This is a genomic window from Cellulomonas fimi (assembly GCF_028527925.1).
GTDB classification, from domain to species: domain Bacteria; phylum Actinomycetota; class Actinomycetes; order Actinomycetales; family Cellulomonadaceae; genus Cellulomonas; species Cellulomonas fimi_C.
Genome location: NZ_JAPESW010000015.1, coordinates 56,896 through 73,867, shown reverse-complemented (window position 1 = coordinate 73,867; position 16,972 = coordinate 56,896). Strand labels below are relative to the sequence as shown.

14 protein-coding genes are annotated in these 16,972 nt (G+C 74.1%); 7 read left to right on the top strand and 7 right to left on the bottom strand.

The genetic code is table 11. From position 1 onward, the window contains the following. Positions 1–35 precede the first annotated feature (35 nt). Together fdhD and OMK64_RS09335 are read left to right on the top strand one after the other, a co-directional pair. On the top strand, positions 36–947 hold the full coding sequence (gene fdhD, locus OMK64_RS09340; protein WP_272727800.1) for a formate dehydrogenase accessory sulfurtransferase FdhD: 912 nt from the start codon (positions 36–38) through the stop codon (positions 945–947). Continuing rightward, the gene (locus OMK64_RS09335) at positions 944–3,247 is read left to right on the top strand and encodes an FdhF/YdeP family oxidoreductase (RefSeq protein ID WP_272727799.1); all 2,304 of its coding nucleotides are present in this window, start codon (positions 944–946) and stop codon (positions 3,245–3,247) included. Before fdhD ends, OMK64_RS09335 begins: the two co-directional genes overlap by 4 nt. A gap of 91 nt (positions 3,248–3,338) precedes the next feature. Here the strand turns inward: OMK64_RS09335 and nirD are convergent, their stop codons facing one another. The 4 genes from nirD to OMK64_RS09315 form a co-directional block, all read right to left on the bottom strand. Further along, entirely contained in the window at positions 3,339–3,695 is a 357-nt protein-coding gene (gene nirD, locus OMK64_RS09330) for a nitrite reductase small subunit NirD (RefSeq protein WP_272727798.1), read from the bottom strand. After that, positions 3,692–6,283, bottom strand: a complete 2,592-nt coding sequence (gene nirB, locus OMK64_RS09325; RefSeq protein WP_272727797.1) for a nitrite reductase large subunit NirB — start codon at positions 6,281–6,283, stop codon at positions 3,692–3,694. The genes nirD and nirB overlap by 4 nt, the downstream gene beginning before the upstream one ends. Before the next feature lie 195 nt (positions 6,284–6,478). After that, positions 6,479–6,904: a DUF6924 domain-containing protein gene (locus tag OMK64_RS09320; RefSeq protein WP_272727796.1), complete on the bottom strand. Its 426-nt coding sequence runs from the start codon at positions 6,902–6,904 to the stop codon at positions 6,479–6,481. 50 nt (positions 6,905–6,954) lie between these two features. After that, complete coding sequence (locus tag OMK64_RS09315) at positions 6,955–7,197, bottom strand: hypothetical protein (RefSeq protein ID WP_272727795.1); 243 nt, start codon at positions 7,195–7,197, stop codon at positions 6,955–6,957. 125 nt (positions 7,198–7,322) lie between these two features. Here OMK64_RS09315 and OMK64_RS09310 point away from each other — a divergent pair, with 125 nt between their 5' ends. Beyond that, positions 7,323–7,991: a class II aldolase/adducin family protein gene (locus OMK64_RS09310; RefSeq protein ID WP_272727794.1), complete on the top strand. Its 669-nt coding sequence runs from the start codon at positions 7,323–7,325 to the stop codon at positions 7,989–7,991. Positions 7,992–8,007: 16 nt separating this feature from the next. Here the strand turns inward: OMK64_RS09310 and OMK64_RS09305 are convergent, their stop codons facing one another. Continuing rightward, positions 8,008–8,724 carry a GTP pyrophosphokinase gene (locus tag OMK64_RS09305; RefSeq protein WP_272727819.1) on the bottom strand — a complete coding sequence of 239 codons (717 nt, stop codon included), beginning with the start codon at positions 8,722–8,724 and terminating at the stop codon, positions 8,008–8,010. A 191-nt stretch (positions 8,725–8,915) separates the two neighbouring features. Then, positions 8,916–9,935 (bottom strand): SMP-30/gluconolactonase/LRE family protein, encoded by a 1,020-nt coding sequence (locus OMK64_RS09300; protein WP_272727793.1) that lies wholly within the window; start codon positions 9,933–9,935, stop codon positions 8,916–8,918. Between the two features lie 164 nt (positions 9,936–10,099). Here OMK64_RS09300 and OMK64_RS09295 point away from each other — a divergent pair, with 164 nt between their 5' ends. Further along, positions 10,100–10,558, top strand: coding sequence for a GatB/YqeY domain-containing protein (locus tag OMK64_RS09295; RefSeq protein ID WP_272727792.1), 459 nt, complete (start codon positions 10,100–10,102; stop codon positions 10,556–10,558). A 73-nt stretch (positions 10,559–10,631) separates the two neighbouring features. Here OMK64_RS09295 and OMK64_RS09290 read toward each other — a convergent pair whose 3' ends face one another. Then, entirely contained in the window at positions 10,632–10,799 is a 168-nt protein-coding gene (locus OMK64_RS09290; protein ID WP_272727791.1) for a hypothetical protein, read from the bottom strand. A gap of 292 nt (positions 10,800–11,091) precedes the next feature. Between OMK64_RS09290 and OMK64_RS09285 the strand changes: the two genes are divergently transcribed. The 3 genes from OMK64_RS09285 (at position 11,092) to OMK64_RS09275 (ending at position 16,965) form a co-directional block, all read left to right on the top strand. Continuing rightward, a complete protein-coding gene (locus tag OMK64_RS09285) occupies positions 11,092–15,231 on the top strand; it encodes a CHAT domain-containing protein (protein ID WP_272727790.1) in 4,140 nt (1,379 codons plus the stop codon). 348 nt (positions 15,232–15,579) lie between these two features. Continuing rightward, positions 15,580–16,344 carry a type I methionyl aminopeptidase gene (gene map / locus OMK64_RS09280; protein WP_272727789.1) on the top strand — a complete coding sequence of 255 codons (765 nt, stop codon included), beginning with the start codon at positions 15,580–15,582 and terminating at the stop codon, positions 16,342–16,344. 294 nt (positions 16,345–16,638) lie between these two features. Further along, the gene (locus OMK64_RS09275) at positions 16,639–16,965 is read left to right on the top strand and encodes a hypothetical protein (RefSeq protein WP_202924271.1); all 327 of its coding nucleotides are present in this window, start codon (positions 16,639–16,641) and stop codon (positions 16,963–16,965) included. The last annotated feature ends 7 nt before the right edge of the window (positions 16,966–16,972 follow it).

Genomic DNA, 16,972 nt, shown 5'->3' with positions numbered 1-16,972 from the left:
GGAGCCGACCGGATCGTCGGCCCCATGATGGGCAGATGTCGAGGATCGCGGTCCGCACCCGGGTCACCCGGATCACCGTCGACGGGCCGCCGCGCCACGTCGAGGACCTGCTCGCCGCCGAGGAGCCGCTGGAGATCCGCGTCGGCGGACGGTCGCTCGTCGTCACGATGCGCACGCCCGGGCACGACGTCGAGCTCGCGCAGGGCTTCCTGGTGTCGGAGGGCGTCGTCTCGCGTCGTGAGCACGTCGCCGCGGCCCGGTACTGCGCGGGTGCGACCGTCGACGGCGAGAACACGTACAACGTCCTCGACGTGACGCTCGGGCCCGGCGTCACCGCCCCCGCGCCGGACCTCGAGCGGAACTTCCTCAGCACGTCCGCGTGCGGGTTGTGCGGCAAGGCGAGCATCGACGCCGTCCGCACGCACTCGTGCTGGACGGTCGACGCCGACGACCTCGTCGTCCCGCCCGCGCTGCTCGCGACGTTCCCCGACCGCCTGCGTGAGCACCAGGACGTGTTCACCAAGACGGGCGGCCTGCACGCCGCCGCGCTGTTCGACGGGCGCACCGGCGACCTGCTCGTGCTGCGCGAGGACGTCGGGCGGCACAACGCGGTCGACAAGGTCGTCGGGTGGGCGCTGGCCGCGGGCCGGCTGCCGCTGCGCGGGACCGTCCTCATGGTGTCGGGGCGCGCGTCGTTCGAGCTCACGCAGAAGGCGTGGATGGCGGGGATCCCGTTCCTCGCGGCGGTGTCGGCGCCGTCCTCGCTGGCCGTCGACCTCGCGCGGTCGGCGGGGATGACGCTCGTCGGCTTCCTGCGCGGGCCGTCGATGGTCGTGTACGCGGGTGCGGAGCGGGTGGTCGCGCCGTCGACCGGCGCCCCGCCGTCGTCGGCCGACGCCCTCCGGGCCCCCGTCCGGCCGCAGACCGTCGAGGCGGTCGCCCGATGACGCGTCGACCGCCCCTCGTCGACCCGGCCGCCGCGCCCTCGACGGAGGTGCACCCGCCCGCGTCGTGGGCCGTCGGCCTGCCGTCGGTGTCGAACGCCATGTCGTACGCGGTCGGGGAGATGGGCGCCGCCCGCGCGCTGCGGCTGCTCACGAAGCTCAACCAGAAGGACGGCTTCGACTGCATGAGCTGCGCGTGGCCGGACCCGGACCACCGCGGCATGGCGGAGTTCTGCGAGAACGGCGCCCGCGCGGTGAGCTGGGAGGCGACGCAGCTGACGGTCCCGACGTCGTTCTGGGCCGAGCACTCGGTCACGGACCTGAGCGACAAGTCGGAGTACTGGCTCGGCTCGCAGGGACGGCTCGTCGAGCCGGTGCACAAGCCCGCGGGCAGCGACCACTACGTGCCCGTGACGTGGGAGGACGCGTTCCGGATCGTCGCCGACCGGCTGCGGGGGCTCGACTCGCCGGACCAGGCGGCGTTCTACACGAGCGGCCGCGCCGCCAACGAGACGGCGTTCGTCTACCAGCTCTTCGTCCGGGCGTTCGGCACGAACAACCTGCCCGACTGCTCGAACATGTGCCACGAGTCCACGGGCTCGGCGCTGGGCGCGACGATCGGGATCGGCAAGTCGACGGTCACGTACGCCGACTTCGCGCAGGCCGACCTGATCGTCGTCATGGGCCAGAACCCGGGCACCAACCACCCGCGCATGCTGACCGCGCTGGAGGACGCCAAGCGGCACGGCGCGACGATCGTGGCGGTGAACCCGCTGCCCGAGGCGTCGCTCAAGCGGTTCCGGAACCCGCAGACGGTGCGCGGGGCCGTCGGACGCGGCACCGACATCGCGGACCAGTTCCTGCAGATCCGCAGCGGCGGCGACATGGCGCTGCTCCAGTGGGTGTCGAAGCGGGTGCTGGAGGCGGAGGACCGCGCGCCCGGCACCGTGCTCGACCACGAATTCCTCGACGCGCACACGCTCGGCCTGGACGACCTCCGTCGTCACCTCGCGGACCTCGACGAGCGGGAGGTCCTGACGGCCACGGGTCTCACGGTCGCGGAGATGGACGAGCTCGCCGACCGCTACCTCGCGGCGAACCGCGTCATCGTCACGTGGGCGATGGGGCTGACGCAGCACCGCAAGGGCGTCGACACCATCAAGGAGATCGTCAACCTCCTGCTGCTGCGCGGGAACATCGGGAAGCCGGGCGCGGGTGCGTCGCCGATCCGCGGGCACAGCAACGTGCAGGGCGACCGGACGATGGGCATCTGGGAGCGCCCGCCGGACGCGTTCCTCGACGCGCTGGCCGCGGAGTTCGCGTTCGAGCCGCCACGCCGACACGGGCTGGACTCGGTCGCGTGCGTCGAGGCGATGCAGCGCGGCGAGGTCAAGGTCTGGTTCTCGCTGGGCGGCAACTTCGTCGGCGCGATCTCCGACACCCGCGCGGCCGAGGCGGCGGTCCGCGGCACCGACCTGACCGTGCAGGTGTCGACGAAGCTCAACTGCTCGCACGTCGTCACTGGTGCCGAGGCGCTCATCCTCCCGACGCTCGGCCGCACCGACCTCGACCTGCAGGAGACCGGCCCGCAGTTCGTCTCCGTCGAGGACTCGGTGTGCGCGGTCCACGCGACGCACGGCCCGCTGCCGCCGGTGTCGCCGCTGCTGCTCTCGGAGGTCTCGATCGTCACGCGTCTGGCGCGCGCGGTCCTGGGCGACGACCACCCGATCGACTGGGCGGGCTTCGAGCGCGACTACGACACGATCCGCGACGCGATCTCCCGCGTCGTGCCGGGCTTCGACGACTTCAACACGCGCATCCGGCAGCGCGACGGGTTCGTCCTCCCGCACGGCCCGCGCGACTCGCGCACCTTCCCGACGCCGAGCGGCAAGGCGCTCCTCACCGTCAACGACCTGGTTCCCGTCGAGTGCCCGCCGGGCCGGCTGATCCTCCAGACGGTCCGCGCGCACGACCAGTTCAACACCACGATGTACGGCCTCGACGACCGCTACCGCGGCATCCGTCGGGGGCGTGACGTCGTGCTGGTGAACCCGGACGACCTCGCCGACCTGGGCCTCTCCGACGGCGACCGCGTCGACGTGCACAGCGAGTGGCCGGGCGAGCCCGACCGCGTCCTGCCCAACCTGCGCGTCGTCGCCTACCCGACCTCACGGGGGTGCGCGGCTGCGTACTTCCCCGAGGCGAACGTCCTGGTCCCGCTCAAGAGCACCGCGCTCGACAGCAACACGCCGGTCTCGAAGGCGATCGTCGTGCGCCTGGAGCGCCGGCGGACTGATCTCTGAGCGCTCGAATCCCGAGCGCCACGGACGCACGAGACGAGCATCGGTGTCGTGTTCTCGGTGCTTGTACCGACCATCGTCACGGTCGGCCGTGTCACCGCGGTGCGACGACCACCCGGCCGTCGCGGACGTCGACCCGCCAGGTGGCGAGGTCGGGCGACGCGTCCTTCGGGGTCTTGCCGCCGGTGTCCAGGCACTCGCCGGTCCGTAGGTCCCACACCTGCTTGTGCATGGGCGAGGTGACGGTCGGCGTGTCACCGAGGGACCCGACGATCCCGCGCGCGACCACGTTCGCCCCGGCGAAGGGGTCGCGGTTCTGCACGGCGAGGACGGTGTCGTCGGCGAGGCGGAACAGGGCGACCTGCACGCCGTCGACGAGGGCGGCAGCCCCGCGCTCGGGGACCAGCGCGTCGAGCGCGCAGACGTCGGTGCTGCGGGCGGTGGCGGTCACCGGGTCACCTCCAGGGTGAGCGTGCGCGCGACGCGCGGGTCGTGGTGCGCGACCTCGCCGGGCTCGGCGGGGCGGACCTGCCCGCGCAGCGGCGTATACCTGAGGTCGGGGTCGTGCGAGCCGGGCGCGTTGACGAACGCGGTGAACCGGTCGAGCTTGTCGGGGTCCTCCAGGGCGGCGGCCCACTCGTCGCGGTAGTCGTCGACGTGCGCGGCGATGTCGGCCTCGAGCTCGGTGGCGATGCCCTCGCTGTCGTCGACGACGACGGCCCGCAGCGCCTCGATCCCGCCGGGGTACTCGGCGACGAACGGCGCGGTCCGCTGGAGCCGGTCGCCGCGGCGGACGTAGAGCGCGAGGAACCGGTCGATGACGGCGACGAGCGCCTCGTCGGTGAGGTCCTCCGCGAGCAGGTCGGCGTGCCGGGGGTTGGCCCCGCCGTTGCCGCCGACGTAGACGTTCCAGCCGCCTGCGGTCGCGATGACGCCGACGTCCTTGCCGCGCGCCTCGGCGCACTCGCGCGCGCACCCGGAGACGCCGACCTTGAACTTGTGCGGCGTCCGGAGCCCGCGGTAGCGGTTCTCCAGCAGGATGCCCATGCCGACGGAGTCGCGGACGCCGAACCGGCACCAGGCTGATCCGACGCACGACTTCACGGCCCGCAGCGACTTGCCGTACGCCTGCCCGGACTCGAACCCGGCGTCGATGAGCCGCTGCCAGATCGCGGGGAGCTGGTCGATGCGCGCGCCGAACATGCCGATCCGCTGCGCGCCTGTGATGCGCGTGTAGAGGCCGAACTCCGCCGCCACCTCGCCCAGAGCCACCAGCTTCTCCGGCGTGATCTCGCCGCCCGGGACGCGCGGGATGACGGAGTAGGTGCCGTCCTTCTGCAGGTTCGCCATGACGTGGTCGTTGGTGTCCTGGAGCCCGGCGTGCTCGCGCTCCAGCACGTGCCCGGCGCGCAGCGAGGACAGGATCGACGCGACGACCGGCTTGCAGACGGCGCACCCGCGGCCGGTGCCGTGCGCGGCGACGATCTCGCTGAACGTCCGCAGTGCGCCGGCGGCGACGAGCGCGTACAGCTCGGCGCGCGGCATCGCGAAGTGCTCGCACATGGCCCGCGAGACCTCGATGCCCGACGCCTCGAGCTGGGCGTTGACGATCTTCGTGACGACGGGGACGCACGAGCCGCAGACCGTGCCGGCCTTGGTGCACGCCTTGACCTCGCCGACCGTCGTGCAGCCGTGCTCGGTGACGGCCTCGCGGACCGTCCCGGCGGTGACGTTGGTGCACGAGCAGACGACGACGTCGTCGGGGAGGTCGGCGCCCGGCTCGGGTGCGCCGCCCTCGGGGGCGAGGAACGCCGACGGGTCGGCGCCGAGCGGGCGGCCGAGCATCGGCCGCAGCTGGGGGTACAGGGCGGCGTCGCCGACGAAGACGCCGCCGAGCAGCGTGCGCGCGTCGTCGGACACGACGAGCTTGCGGTAGGTCCGCGCGACGGGGTCGGTGAACGTGACCTCCAGCGCACCCGGGGTCAGCGCCAGCACGTCGCCGAACGACGCCGCGTCGATCCCCACGCCCTTGAGCTTCGTGCCCTCGGGCGCCGGCGTGTACAGCCGCGGCCCGCCGAGCAGCCGGTCGACGACGACGTCGGCCATCGCGTTGCCCGGTGCGACGAGCCCGGTGCACTCGCCCTCGAACGACGCGCATTCGCCGATCGCCCAGATCGCCGGGTCGGACGTGCGGCACGACGCGCCGATGACGACGCCGCCGCGCTCGCCGATCGCGAGACCCGACTCGCGCGCGAGCCGGTCGCGGGGCCGCACCCCGGTCGAGAAGACGACGACGTCGGCGGGGATCTCGTCGTCGGTCGACAGCCGCATGGTCGCGACCGCGCCGTCGTCGGCCGCCGCCAGCCCCGTGCAGCCGGTCATGGTGCGGACGTCGATGCCGAGCCCGTCGACGAGCACCCGGAGCGCCTCGCCACCGCCCGCGTCGAGCTGCACGTTCATCAGGTGGTCCGCGAACTCGACGACGGTCGCGCTCGCACCGAGGTGCTGCAGCGCCGCCGCGGCCTCCAGACCGAGGACTCCGCCGCCGACGACGGCACCGCGCAGCGGCCGCCCGAGCACCGCCGACCGGTCGGCGACCCAGTCGCGCAGCTCGTCGAGGTCGGTCAGCGTCCGGTAGCGGAACACGCCCGGCAGGTCGGTGCCCTCGGTGCGCGGCGTCCAGGCCCACGAGCCGGTCGCGAGGACCAGCTGGTCGTACGGCAGCACGACGCCGGAGCGCGTGGTCACGGTCTGCGCGTCCCGGTCGAGCTTGTCGACGGCGTCGCCGGTGATGAGCGTCGTGCGCGGGTCCTCCCAGACGCCCGGCTCGAGCGCGAGGTCCGCGGGCGTGCGGTCCGCCGTCAGCAGCTCGGACAGGTGGACGCGGTCGTACGGGACCCACGGCTCGTCGCCGACGACGGTGACGTGCCAGCCGTCGCCGGGCGCCCGGTCGAGCAGACCGGCGACGAGGCGGTGGGCGACCATGCCGGCACCGACGACGACGACCCGGCCGAGTGCGGGCGGAGGAGAGGTGTGCATCGCCAGTGGACTCCTGTGGGGGACGAACCGGTGCTGCGCCCAGCATCCGCGCACGTCCGAGGCCCGCGACGGGCCCTTGGACCCACGCAACCTCACACCGCCGACGGCCCCGGTGAGAGATCGAGCTCGTGCGTCTCGTCGCCACCCCGCGCACGCGGACCGGTGCTCAGGCGTCCGTTGACGTGCAGGCCCGCGCTAGAAGCCGCGGAAGACGCCGTCTGGTCGGGTCGAGTCGGCGAACTCGAAGAAGTCCATGTTCCCCAGCGCGAGGTTCGTGGTGATCGGCTCGACCTCCTCGGGTACCGCTCGGAACGTGCGCCCGATCTGATCGCTGTACTGGTTGAGGTCGACGAACAGGACGGTCTGGTCATGCATCGTGCGGGCGTCCGCGACTGCGAGCACGGAGATGTAGCCGTCGCGAGGCAGCAGCACGAGGTCGTCCGGGGTCAGGCCGGCCAGCTCGGGACGCTGGACCGGCTGCAGGCAGGCGCCGCCGCGCTCGAAGTCCCCGACGTCGTACGCCGTCATCGCGGCTTCCAGAGCCGCCAGCCACGCGGACTCGTCGGAGTAGTCCGTCCGCACCAGGAGGACGTACATGTCGGCGGGCTCGGGCAGGAGCATGTTGCCGAGCCTAGGAGCCGACGGGCGGCGAACCCGGGATGTGGCCGGCGCTAGTCCCCGCCGCCGTCCGAGCCGCCGCCGTCGAAGCCTCCCGACCACCCGTCGTCGCCGCCCCCGGCGTGCATGGAGGAGCGGTGCGCGTCGTGTCCGTGCCGGCGCGTCCCGCCGTCGCGTCGCGGGATGAGCGAGATCAGGATCGCGACGACGACGAACACCACCACGAGCGCGACGGCGCCCGGCGGGAACCCCGGGTCGGTTGGGGCTGCGGCGGCAGCGGTCGCGACGGTGAGCACGCGGTGTTTCTAGCGCACCGGCGGCCGCCGCGCGCGAGTTCAGGACATTCGTCCCGCAGACGAGTGACGCCGGACTGGGAGAGTCGGCTTGAAAGGTTTCACGACGACGCGAGGGCGAGACGACGATGACCCGCACGGGAACGCGGTCGAGAGCCGACCAGGCGCTGCGCGAGGAGATCCTGTACTACTGCCGCGAGTCGGTGCGGGCGGGCCTCAACTTCAACACCCAGGGCAACATCAGCGTCCGCGTGCACGGCGACGACGGCTTCGAGGGCATCGTCATCACCCCGTCCGACATCCGCTACGACGCCATGCACCCCGACGACATGCTCGTCGTCGACCTGGACGGCACCGTGGTCGAGGGCGACCTGCTCCCGTCGACCGAGCTGCCCGTCCACCTCGCGCACTACCGCCGCCGGCCCGACGTCCAGGCGATCGTGCACACCGAGTCGACGTTCGTGAACGTCCTCGGCGCGCTCGGCCGGACGATCGACCCCGTCCTGCTCAACATGGTCCTGTACGCCAAGGGGCCCGTGCCGGTCATGCCGTTCGAGTTCTCGACGTGCGCCGCGTTCGGGGAGCGCAGCGCCGCCCTCATGGGGGACGCCGTCGACGCGGTCGTCTGGGCGAACCACGGGCTGCTCGCGGTCGGCGTCTCGCTGAAGCTCGCGTTCAAGGTCGCGGTCGCGGTCGAGGAGAACGCCGAGGTCCTGTTCCACGCGAGCCGCGTCGGCACCCCGCACGTGCTGGCGTACGACGACATCGCGGTCCCGGAGGGCGCCCGCCTTCCCTGACGGCGAGCGGCGGACCTCAGCCGTCGAGGTGCTGGCGGTCCGCCTCCGCGGCCTCGGCGGTGCGCCAGAACCCGCGCAGGATCGCCTCCTCCGGCCCGAGCGGGTCGGAGTCGGCGCGCACCGCGTCGTCGTCGGCCGTCATCGCCTTGACCTCGTCGTGGATCCGCTCCATCGACGCGTCGAGCGAGGCCGCGACGTTCGCCGCGAGCCGCAGCGACTCCTCCAGGTGCTGCGGCACCTGCCGGTGGTACTTGTAGAAGATCTTGTGCTCGAGGCTCGCCCAGAAGTCCATCGCGATGGTGCGCAGCTGGACCTCGACGATGACGTCCTCGACGCGGTCGGACAGGAAGACCGGCACCTGCAGGATGAGGTGCAGCGACTGGTAGCCGTTGGGCTTCGGGTGCGCGATGTAGTCCCGCTCCTCGAGGAGCGTGAGGTCGGACTGCCCGACGAGCATGTCGCGCACGCGGTAGATGTCGGACACGAACGAGCAGGTCACGCGCACGCCGGCGACGTCGAACATCTGCTCGCGGATCGCGTCGGGCGTCAGGGGGATGCCCTTGCGGCGGCACTTCGCGAGGATCGACTCGAACGACTTGAGCCGCGACCCGACGTGCTCGACCGGGTTGTAGTCGCGCATGTGCTTGAAGTCCTCGCGCAGGATCGAGAGCTTCGTCATGACCTCGTCGATCCCGAACTTGTACGTGAGCACGAGGCGCCGCAGGTCCGTCATGAGCGCACGGATCTCGGCGGGGTCGGGCACGGGGTGGTCGGGGCCGACCGGTGCTGTCTCGGTCACCCGATCACCGTACGTCGGTGTCGCGCGAGCCCTTCCGGGCCGGAGGTCCGGGTTGCCGCGTCCCGTCCGGGTCCGGCGCCGCGGGCTCGCGCCGGGCCACGACGAGCGCGGCTTGCGGCGCCCCGCTACGGCGCAGGCACCCGCGAGACGGTGAACGGCCCGGGTGCCTCCCCCGCGGCGCGCTCCCCGAACTGGCTGTTCACGACCAGGAGCGACCGCCCGACGAGCGCCGCGGTCGTGGGGTCGTCGAACGACGGGTCGGTCGTGCGGCTCACGACGGTCCCGGATCGCAGCGACCGGTCCAGGTCCACGCGCACGACGTACCCGACGTCACCCTGCCGCTCGACGGCCCACAGCGTGCGGTGCCTCAGGACGAGGCCGTCGCCGGCGACCGTCGCGCCGCCCAGGTCGATCGCCGCGACGCTGCGGTCGCGCAGCCCGACGGCGAACAGCGTCGCGGTGTTCGACTGCGCGAGCACGGCCGTCCGGCCGTCCTGCGAGATCGCGATGCCGTTGACGTTGAACCCGGCCTGGTACTGCAGCGCGGTCCCGGTGAGGTCGAGGAACACCGGCAGCGTCCGCTCCGCGGCGGTGGAGCGCAGGTCGCGTGCGTCGATCCGGTAGAGGAACGGCCGCTGCGAGTCGGTCGCGTACACGTCGCCGCGCGGGCTGAACGCGACGTCGTTGACGAACGTCGGTGCACCGGTCGGTGCGACCAGCCACGACCCGACGAGCGCACGCGTCCGGACGTCGTAGGCGAAGACCCGCCCGGTCGCCCCGCCGGCGACGACGAGCGTCCGCCCGTCCGTCTTCATGCCGACCGCCGACGTGCGTCCGTCGCCGCCGCCGGCCAGGAACGGCGTCGCCGTCGGACGGTCGAGGTCGCCGCGGTAGACCGTGCCGTCGGTCGTGCTGCCCACGTAGAAGTCGTCCCCGTGCACCGCGACGCCCTCGGGGTAGATGTCGTCGGCCGCCGGGCCGACGGGGTCGAGCAGGTAGCTCGTCGGTCGGTCGTGGCCGCTGCCGGGCCCGTGGCCACCGCCGTGACCACCCCCGTGCGCGCTCGCGGTGGCCGGGGCGCTGACGACCAGCGCCGCGGCCAGGAGCACGGCGGCGAGACGTCGGGTGCTGCGTCGGACGGTCATGGCGGTCCCCCTCGTCGACGGTTCGACGGCGACCGTGCGCGGTGGGCGCGGCGTGCGTCGTCGCGCGCGGAGCCTCCGCGAGGTTAGGTCGGCGGGACGGTCCTCGCATCCCGGAGCGGTCAATCGGATCGCCGCGCGCGGCCGCCGCAGAGGAGGATGGCTGCATGAGCACCCCGACCCTCGACCGCCTGACCTCCGACCTCACGACCGCCATGAAGGCGCGGGACTCGTTCCGCACCGGCACGCTCCGTCAGCTCGTCGCCGCGGTGCGCGCCGAGGCGAAGGCCGGTCCCGTCGAGAAGGACCTCACCGAGGACGACGTGCTGCGCGTGCTGGCCCGCGAGGTGAAGAAGCGTCGGGAGAGCGCCGAGATCTACGCGACCGCGGGCGCCGACGAGCGCGCCGCGAACGAGTCGGCCGAGGCGGACGTCGTGGAGGAGTACCTCCCGCAGCAGCTGTCGGACGACGAGCTCGCCGCGCTCGTGCAGGACGTCGTCGCCGCCACCGGCGCGAGCAGCCTGCGCGACATGGGTGCCGTGATGAAGGAGGCGACCGCCCGCGCCGGGCTCAGCGCCGACGGCAAGAAGCTGTCCGCCCTGGTCCGCGCCGCGCTCGCGGGCTGACGCGGACGACGAGGCCCGGCCGCGGAGGGTTCCCTCCGGGCCGGGCCTTCGTCGTGCGCGGGTGGTCCCGGGGTCAGTCCTCGGTGCGCTCCGGCGTCGTGTTGAGCGCACGCTGCATGGCCGTCGCGCGGCCGCCGACGAGGATCGTGCGGTCCTCGGACAGGAACGGGTTCGGGTCCGTGAACGCGTGCGTCAGGTTCTGCGTGGTCGCGCGCGGCGCGACGTTGTCGTGCGGGTTCATGTCGTCCTCCTGCGTGCCCTCTGCGAGTCGTTCCTGGGCGCTCGTCCAGTCTTCACGTGCGTCCGGCAACATACCGGGACCATCGGCCGTCCCGGGGGGGTTCTGAAGGGAAGGAGATGTTCGCGACGCTCGGGATACCGGGCGAAATCACCGCAGAACCACCCAACCGTGGTGGCTGCGGCCGTACGCTCGCTGCGTCGCGCGACGCGGTCGGCACGGCCCGACGGCGGTCCGCGATGCCGTGCCGGCGTCGTCGACGCGCGCGGCGAGGGGTGACGGCTGGGGGCGCGCGATGACGACGAGCCTGGACGACCCACCGGCGGGCGCACCGCCGGGGCTCGACCGCGCCGTCGTCGACGTGGACGTCCGCGTGGTCCCCGACGGCGACACGTACCTGGCGGTCGTGTCGTGCGACGCGTTCGGCACGTCGAGCACGCGCCCCTTCACGCCGCCGGCCGCGGCCGACGTGACCGCGTTCGCCGACGCGCTCGCGGACGCGCGCACCCGCACCCGCCCCGACGCCGACGCCGCCCGAGCGCTCGCCGAGCGGACGGAGACGCTCGGCCGCGCACTGTTCGACGCGGTGTTCGCGGACGACGCACGCGACCTCCTCGTGACGGCGCGCGACCGTGCCGGGCGGGACGGCGGGGCCGTCCGCGTCCGGCTCCAGCTCGACGACGCCCCCGACGTCGCGGCGCTGCCGTGGGAGCTGCTGCTGCACGGGTCGACGTACCTCGTGCACACCGACGGCGTCTTCGTGGTCCGCTACCCCGACGCGTCCACCCCGGCCGACCCCGCCCCGCTCGAGGGGACGTTGCGGGTCCTGGTCGTCGCCGCGTCGCCGAGCGACCTGCCGCCGCTCGACGTGGACCGCGAGGTGGGCGCGCTGCGCGAGGCCCTCGCGCCGCTGGGGGAGCGGGTCGAGCTGCACCGGCTCGAGCCCGCGACGCTCGACGCGCTGCGGCGCGCGCTCGACGACCGCTGGCACGTGCTGCACGTGGTCGGGCACGGCGGTGCGGACGCGCACGGCGGGGTCCTCGCGCTCACGGCCGACGACGGCACGGCGGACGTGCTCGACGCCCGCACGCTCGCGGACCACCTGCTGGCCGCGCCGCACCTGCGGGTCGCGGTGCTCAACGGGTGCAGCACGGGCGAGGTCACCACGCAGGAGCCGAAGGCCGGGTCGGCGCACCAGCTCGTGCGTGCGGGCGTCCCCGTCGCGGTCGCGATGCAGTACCCGGTGACGGACCGGTCCGCGCACGCCGCCGCGGCGGCGCTGTACGAGCGGCTGGCCGGGGGTGCGCTCGTCGAGCAGGCGGTCACCGCGGCCCGACGTGCGCTGCTGCGCGGGCCCGAGTGGGTCACGCCCGTCCTCTACACGCGCACGTCGCCGCGCGTCTTCGTGGCGCCCGCCGCGTCGCCCGGCGCACCCGTCGCGGTGGTCCCGCCGCGGGACCGCGTGCCCGCGGGCGTCGTCCCCGACGTGCTGCAGCCGCGCTGGTGGGCCGTGCGGGAGGTCGCCGCGTGGATGGACAGCGCGTCGACGGCCCTCCTGCTCACGGGCGACGTCGGGTCGGGGACGTCGGTCCTCGCCGGGTGGCTGGCCGGCGCGGGGTCCACGCCCGACGAGCCGGACGCCCTTGTCGACCTCCTGGAGTCCGTCCGCGGCCGCTGGAGCGCGGTGCACGTGAGCGCCCCGGGCGGCGGCGGTGCGGCCGTCGACCCGCGCGCCGTCGTCCGCTCCCTGGCCGAGCAGCTCGCGGGCACCGTGCCCGGCTGGCAGCCGGTCCGCGCCGACGCCGCCGGACCGTACGGGCTCGCGCACCTGCCGCCCGAGGAGCTGTTCGCGGTGCTCGTCGGGCAGCCGCTGCGCGCCGCGCTCTCGACCGCGCCGCCGGGGACGACCGTGCGCGTGCTCGTCGACGGGCTCGACCACGACGCCCTCGACCCCGTCCTGCGCCTCGCCGCCGTCCCGGGCGTGCGCGTGCTGGTCGCGGGCACCGACCCCGCGGTCGCGACGGTGCTCGACACGCTCTCCGCCGCACGCCTGGACCTCGCGAGCCCGCACCGGCGCGCGCTCGTCGACGCGGACCTCACGGGCTACCTGCGCCGGCGCCTCGCCGGGAGCGGCCGCGACGATGACGACGTCGCCACGCTCGTCGCGCGGGCCGGCGGGAACTTCCTCGTCGCGCGCAACGCGGCCGACGAGCTGCTCGCGCGTCCCGACGTGGCGCTCGACGACCTCGAGCTCCCGCGCGGCCTCGACGCGTCGTCGGAGCGGCACCTGCGCGCGACGCTCGAGCAGTCGTTCGGGCCGACGTGGCGCGACCAGTGGGCGGCCGTGGTCGAGCCGCTGCTCGGGCACCTCGCGGTCGCCCGCGGGCCCGTGCCGCTCCCGGCGCTCGTCCGGTGGCTCGGCTCGACGCTGCCGCGGATCGCCGCGCTCGTCGACGGCCTCGGCGACCTCGTCGTGACCGACGCCGACGGCTGCCGGCTCGCGCACTCGTCGCTCGTCGCGACCCTCCGCGCACCCGCGCTGCCGTCGGGTGCGCCGAACCTCCTGCAGGTCGACGAGGCCGCGGCGCACCGCCGCGTCGTGCGCGGTGCGGTCGCGCTGACGGCGGCGGACCTCGCGCACCCCGACGACGCGGGCGCGTCGTACGCGCTCGTGCACGCGCCGGGCCACCTCCTCGAGCTGCCGCATGACGACGAGGTGGCCGCTCCGGCGCCGATGGGAGCGGATCCCGCGCGCGAGGTGCGCGTCGACGCACGGAGCGCGCTCGGCGACCGCGCGCTGGAGCGCGACTGGGTCGCCGCCCTCGCCGCGTCCGTGCACGACCCGCTGCTCCTCGGGCTGCCCTACCGCGACCTCGTCGCGCTGCACCTGCGCGCGGGCGACACCGCCGCCGTCGAGCGCGTCGTGCGGTTCCTCGCGACGTCCGACGTGCCGCTGCTGCGCGGCGCGGTGTTCGACGTGCTCGCGACGTACGCGGAGCGGTCGCCCGCCGCCGCGACCGCTTTCCTGGTCCGTCTCGCCGTGCACGACGCGCCCGAGCTCCAGCGCATCGCGCTGCACGCGACGTGTCTGCTCCCCGGAGCCGCGCAGGCCGACGTGTACGCGGGCGTCGTGACCGACCCCGACAGCACCGACCAGCACGCCGTGGCCGCCGCGTTCGCGCTGTACTCCAACGGCACGTCGGACCCGCAGCGCCTGATCGGCGACGTGCTCGACCGGGTCGTCGGGCGGCTGCGCGTCTTCCCGCCGCGTCGCGGCACGTGGCCGCTCGTGACGTTCTTCTCGCAGGTCACCGTGACGAACTACGTCAACGGGTGCGCCGACCCCGAGGTCGTGGACGCGACGAGCCGGCTGTGGCGGCACGTGCTCGTGGACCGGATCGGGGTCCTGCGGCCGTGGGGCCCGCTCGTGCAGCGCCTCGTCGTCGAGGGCGTCGTCGCGCGCCGCATCGCCCGCCGCGTGCTCCTCCTGTTCACCCCGCCAGGACGTCCCGACGGGCCGGTCGAGCTCGGCGGTGACCGGCCCGAGGCGCCCGCCGCACGACGCGTGCTCGCCGGACTCGACCCGACCGCCGACGTCGGCGCGCTGACGCCGGACCTCCGCACGCTGCTGGCGTCCGACACGACCATGTTCCGCGTCCTGGCCGCGCTCGTCGTCGCCGTGCACGGCCTCGCCGACCCCGCCGGGACCGACGCGCTCGTCACCGACCTGGCCGACCGCGGCGACGCGCGCACGCAGCGGGCCCTGCTCGTCGCGCACGCCGTCGTCGCCCCGGACCGCACGCCCGCGTCGTGGGTGCCGCGCCTGGACCGGCTCACCCGGCTGGTGACCGCCCGCCCGCACGACGATCACGCCGCCGCCGGTCCGCTCGGCGGCCGTCACCTCGTCTTCGTGCCGCTCGGCCTCGCGTGCGCCGCGACCGGGACGTCGCTCGACGTGCTCGACGAGTGGCTGCGCCCCGACGCCGACCCCGGCTGGCGGTACTGCTGCCTGCGCGGGCTCGGCGCCGTCGGCCTCCACCACCCCGACGCGGTGCTCGGGACGTTCGAGCGCCTCGACCGCGCCGGCACGCTGCCGCTCGACGCCGCCGTCCCCGCGCTCGCCCTCATGGCCGGCCTGCACCCCATGCGCACCCGCACGTGGCTGCTGCGTTCCGGGCGTCGGGACGTGCTCGACGCCGTCTTCGGCGCCGCCGACCCCGTCGACAGCCGCGAGCACCTCGAGCTGCTCGGCATGTACAACGCCGCGGTCCACGGGTGCGTCACGTCGCCCCGCGTGCGCGACCGGGTCGTGACCGAGATGTTCGCCGGTTTCCTCGACTGCCGGACCGGGCGCGAGTGGTCGCGACGCTTCGGATCCGCCGGGGTGCGCGCGCTGCGCGAGGACGACTGGGAGCTCTCCGCGTGGACGTCGTGACCCCGCGCGCTTCGCGGGCGGCGAAATGAGTTGGCGGTCGCCCGGTCTCGACGTAGCGTCGACAGCACACGGGAAGGAGGTGGTCCGGAACATGAAGTCTTCCAGGACGCGTGAGGTGACTGTCCGCTAGTCGCCCGAACAGCTCGGGACGGACTGCACGTCCGCCCGTTGCTTCCCGCCGGACACGGCGAGGGGCGGCGAGCGAATACCGGCAGTCACCGCAGCCCGTGGGAGCCGCGACCTCGTCCGCCGCGGCAGGACCGTCCAGGTCCGGCCCACGGGCTGTCCCCTGCCCGGACACCGTTCGCCCGGGTCAGGTCGCGTCGCCACGCATGACAAGGTGGTCCCGTGGCCCTCAAGAACCCCGCCCAGATCGAGGCGATGCGGCCGGCCGGCCGGTTCGTCGCCGGAGTCCTGCAGTCGCTGCGCGACGTCGCGCGGCCCGGCATGACGCTCCTCGACCTCGACGCGCACGCGCACCGCATGATCGACGACGCGGGCGCGCACTCCGTCTACCTCGGCTACCACCCGTCGTTCGGCGCGATCCCCTACCCCGGCGTGCTGTGCACGTCGGTCAACGACGCCGCGCTGCACGGCCTGCCGTCCGCGCAGGTGCTCGAGGACGGCGACGTGCTGAGCATCGACTTCGCCGCGCAGGTCGAGGGCTGGGTGTGCGACTCGGCGCTCACGTTCCAGCTCGGCACGCAGACGCCCGAGGCGCAGCGGCTCATCGCGACGACCGAGCGGGCGCTCGACGCCGGTATCGCCGCCGCGCGGGTCGGCGCGCGCATGGGCGACGTGTCGGCGGCGATCGGCCGTATCGGGCGCGACGCCGGGTACGGCATCAACGCCGACTTCGGCGGGCACGGCGTCGGGCGGACCATGCACGAGGAGCCGCACGTCGCGAACCTCGGCCGTGCGGGCACGGGCGTGCGGCTCAAGGCCGGCCTGGTCGTGGCGATCGAGCCGTGGTTCATGGCGGGCGGCGACGACTACGTCATCGACGACGACGGCTGGACGATCCGCACCGCGGACGGGTCGCTCGCCGCGCACGCCGAGCACACCGTCGCCCTGACGCCCGAGGGCACGGTCGTCCTGACCGCGCGGGACTGACCCGGACGACCGGCGTCGACCGGCCCTGCACGTCGGCCCTCCCGCGGTCGCCCGGCGGCGTGCGGCACGCTCGGTGCGGGTGAATCGGGCGGTCCCGGGCTGCGGTGTGCCGGGGGTCCGTGCTAGCAAGGTGCTTGAGGCACTCGTCCCCACACGTGCCCGAGGCACCCGTACGTGTGGTTCCGGCCTGTCCTGTGGACGAGGGGAACGCGGTTCCGTCCGGTTCCTGGCACGATGCTCGGGTCGTCCTGTCCTGGGACGCCGAACCGCGAGGGGGTTGATGTGAAGTTCGCGATGGGATCCGACGTCCTCTCGACGCTGACGAAGAAGACGTCGTCGTCGAACGAGGACCTCGGCGCGCTGGTGCGTCAGCTGGCGGCGGCCGCCGAGCCGCTGCAGGGCAAGTTCAACGGCGCCGGTCGTGCGGCGTTCGACAAGTTCAAGGGTGAGACGGACCGCATCGCGGTCGACCTCAACGGCGCGCTCGCCTCGGTGCTCCAGGGCATCGGCGGCATGGACAAGTCGTTCGGCGAGGGCGACCTGCAGATGGCCGACGAGACGCAGGCCGCGCAGGGCGGGTCCGCCTTCGACGCGGCGCGCTTCGGTTCGGCGAAGGGCTGAGGGGGAG

Excerpts from the sequence above, each read along its gene's own strand:
- fdhD (WP_272727800.1), top strand. The coding sequence starts at position 36 with ATGTCGAGGATCGCGGTCCGCACCCGGGTCACCCGGATCACCGTCGAC.
- OMK64_RS09335 (WP_272727799.1), top strand. The coding sequence starts at position 944 with ATGACGCGTCGACCGCCCCTCGTCGACCCGGCCGCCGCGCCCTCGACG.
- nirB (WP_272727797.1), bottom strand. The coding sequence starts at position 6,283 with ATGCACACCTCTCCTCCGCCCGCACTCGGCCGGGTCGTCGTCGTCGGT.
- OMK64_RS09320 (WP_272727796.1), bottom strand. The coding sequence starts at position 6,904 with ATGCTCCTGCCCGAGCCCGCCGACATGTACGTCCTCCTGGTGCGGACG.
- OMK64_RS09310 (WP_272727794.1), top strand. The coding sequence starts at position 7,323 with ATGACCCGCACGGGAACGCGGTCGAGAGCCGACCAGGCGCTGCGCGAG.
- OMK64_RS09305 (WP_272727819.1), bottom strand. The coding sequence starts at position 8,724 with ATGACGGACCTGCGGCGCCTCGTGCTCACGTACAAGTTCGGGATCGAC.
- OMK64_RS09300 (WP_272727793.1), bottom strand. The coding sequence starts at position 9,935 with ATGACCGTCCGACGCAGCACCCGACGTCTCGCCGCCGTGCTCCTGGCC.
- OMK64_RS09295 (WP_272727792.1), top strand. The coding sequence starts at position 10,100 with ATGAGCACCCCGACCCTCGACCGCCTGACCTCCGACCTCACGACCGCC.
- OMK64_RS09290 (WP_272727791.1), bottom strand. The coding sequence starts at position 10,799 with ATGAACCCGCACGACAACGTCGCGCCGCGCGCGACCACGCAGAACCTG.
- OMK64_RS09285 (WP_272727790.1), top strand. The coding sequence starts at position 11,092 with ATGACGACGAGCCTGGACGACCCACCGGCGGGCGCACCGCCGGGGCTC.
- OMK64_RS09275 (WP_202924271.1), top strand. The coding sequence starts at position 16,639 with ATGGGATCCGACGTCCTCTCGACGCTGACGAAGAAGACGTCGTCGTCG.